The following is a 2,468-nucleotide window of genomic DNA, read 5'->3' as shown; positions in this document are numbered from 1 at the left end:
TGTTGGTTTGCACTGAAAACTGACCCGGCGTTTGCATCGAAAACTGACCCAGCCCTAATTTGATTGGGTCAGGGTTGCCACAGATTTGGCTGTTTTACGCTCCTTTTTGGGTTGTGTGCTGCTGTTTTTGAATCGGTAGCTGTCGTTGCCGGTCTCGACGATGTGGCAGTGGTGGGTGAGTCGATCGAGCAAGGCAGTCGTCATTTTTGCGTCCCCAAATATGTTTGCCCATTCAGCGAAGCTGAGATTGGTGGTGATGATGAGGCTTGTGTGCTCGTAGAGCTTGCTGATGAGGTGGAACAGCAGCGCGCCGCCGGCTTGGCTGAATGGCAGATACCCGAGTTCGTCGAGAATAACGACGTGCGAGTGCATGAGCCGGTGGGCGAGGTGTCCAGCTTTGCCGGCCTGCTTCTCGAGCTCCAACGTGTTCACCAACTCGATCGTGGAGAAGAAGCGAACTCGGCGACGCAGGTGTTCGATGGCGTGAACCGCGAAGGCCGTCGCCAGATGCGTCTTGCCGGTGCCAGGGCCGCCAACTAATACGACATTGTGAGCGGGTTCGATGAACTCGCCGCGGTGCAGTTGCCGAACGAGGGCTTCGTTGACCTCGCTGCATCCGAAGTCAAAGCCTTGTAAGTCTCGATATGCTGGGAACTTGGCCACCTTCATCTGATAGGCAATAGATCGCACCTCTCGCTCGGTGAGCTCGGCCCGTAGAAGCTGGCTCAAGATGGGAGAGCAACTCTGGTATGCCGGAGAGTCTTGCTGCACCAGGTCAGTGAGCGCTTGAGCCATACCGTGCAGCTTCAACGCCTTCAACCGCTCGATCATGAGTTCATGCTGCATGACGTGGCTCCTGAGTACGGAGAGTGTCGTAGCGGCCGACGTTCGCCTCGGGTTCGACCGTGAGCGTGAGCGCTTGGGGCGCCGTCAACGGCGGCAACGGTGTGCCGTCGAGCAGTCGGCTCAAGATGTTGAGAATGGTTTGCTTAGATGGCGTACCGGCCTCCAGCGCTAAGGTCACTGCGGCGAGGACCAGTTGCTCGTCATGCAACAAGACCAACGACAGGATCTCCACCATCTCTCTATCCCCGCCGGCGTGAGGGAGAAGCAGTGCCTGAAGTTGGCGAAATGCTTCCGGCAACGCGGTGAACGGCGCCCCATTGCGCAGCGCGCCAGGCTTGCGTTGCAGCACGGCGAGATAATGCCGCCAGTCGTAGAAAGTGGCACCACGGTCATGGCGCCGGTTGATGTGGCGAGGATGCTGCGCGATGACGTGACCTTCGGCGACGACAACGAGGCGATCCGCATAGACCCGCAAGCTCACGGGCAGGTTGGCGTAGGACGCGGGGACGCTATAGCGGTCACGTTCGAAGGCGATCAAGCATGTGGGGGAAACGCGCTTGGTGTGTTCCACAAAGCCATCGAACGGCTGGCCAACAGGCATCAGAAATGGGCGTTCCTCGGACCATATCTGCCAGATGCTCTGGTCACATGCCGGATGACGTATCTGTTGCCACAGCCTGACGCACTCGTCGGCCAACCAGTCGTTAAGCGCTTCCAAGCTCGAAAAGTGGGGCAGGCGTTGCCAGATCCGCCGCCGGCTATCCTGCACGTTCTTCTCGATCTGTCCCTTCTCCCAGCCCGACGCGGGGTTACAGAACTGCGCATCAAACAAATAGTGGCTGACCATGCTGGAGAATCTGGCGTTGACCGCGCGTGACTTGCCGCGGCCGACCCTATCCACAGCGGTCTTCATGTTGTCGTAGATGCCTCGACGCGGGATGCCTCCCCACGCCACAAAAGCATGATGGTGCGCATCGAACAACATCTCGTGTGTCTGGAGCCAATAGGCGCGCAGGAAGAAGGCGCGACTGTGGCAAAGCTTGAACTGCGCGATCTGGAGCTTGGTGCGCTCGCCATTGATCACCGCACTGTCCTCGCTCCAGTCAAACTGAAAGGCGTCGCCCGGTGGGAACGTCAATGGCACGAATGTGCCCCGTCCTGAAGTCTGAGAGCGCTCCTGTTGTTCCTGTCGCCATCGTCGCGCGAAAGCGGCGACACGGTCGTAAGAGCCCGTGTAGCCTAGAGCGCAGAGATCCTGGTGCAGCTGCAACAGCGAGCGTCGCTGCTTGCGTGTGCGGTTGGCCTCGGCCTTGAGCCATGCCGAAAGCTTCTCCGCATAGCCGTCTAGAACTGTAGGCCCAGCCGCACGGCTGTAGGTTGGTTCAATGGTGCCCGAGCGCAGATAGCGTCGCACCGTGTTGCGCGATATGCCAAGTCGCTTGGCAATCTCTCGTAAAGAGACATGATCACGCAAGTGCCAACGGCGAATAATGCTGAGAAGAGCCACGTCGATCACTCCTGTCTCCTGCACGGGTACCGAGCAGGATAGTGTTCACGAGGTGGGTCAGAATTAGATGCAAATCAAACGTAAAAGTGGGTCAACTCTGCCTGCAAATCAACAG

2 protein-coding genes are annotated in these 2,468 nt (G+C 58.5%); both read right to left on the bottom strand.

Going from position 1 to position 2,468, the window contains the following annotated elements; all coding sequences use genetic code 11:
- Window positions 1–54: 54 nt before the first annotated feature.
- Window positions 55–846: an IS21-like element helper ATPase IstB gene (gene istB, locus KVT32_RS27670; RefSeq protein ID WP_054458908.1), complete on the bottom strand. Its 792-nt coding sequence runs from the start codon at window positions 844–846 to the stop codon at window positions 55–57.
- Window positions 836–2,362 (bottom strand): IS21 family transposase, encoded by a 1,527-nt coding sequence (gene istA / locus KVT32_RS27665; RefSeq protein ID WP_054458906.1) that lies wholly within the window; start codon window positions 2,360–2,362, stop codon window positions 836–838. The genes istB and istA overlap by 11 nt, the downstream gene beginning before the upstream one ends.
- Between the last annotated feature and the right edge of the window lie 106 nt (window positions 2,363–2,468).

The sequence above is a fragment of the Achromobacter sp. GbtcB20 genome (assembly GCF_019091095.1).
Taxonomy (GTDB): domain Bacteria; phylum Pseudomonadota; class Gammaproteobacteria; order Burkholderiales; family Burkholderiaceae_B; genus Achromobacter; species Achromobacter mucicolens.
This window is presented reverse-complemented; position numbering and strand designations above follow the sequence as displayed.

Coding starts and splice junctions, on each gene's coding strand:
- istB (WP_054458908.1), bottom strand. CDS start 846: ATGCAGCATGAACTCATGATCGAGCGGTTGAAGGCGTTGAAGCTGCAC.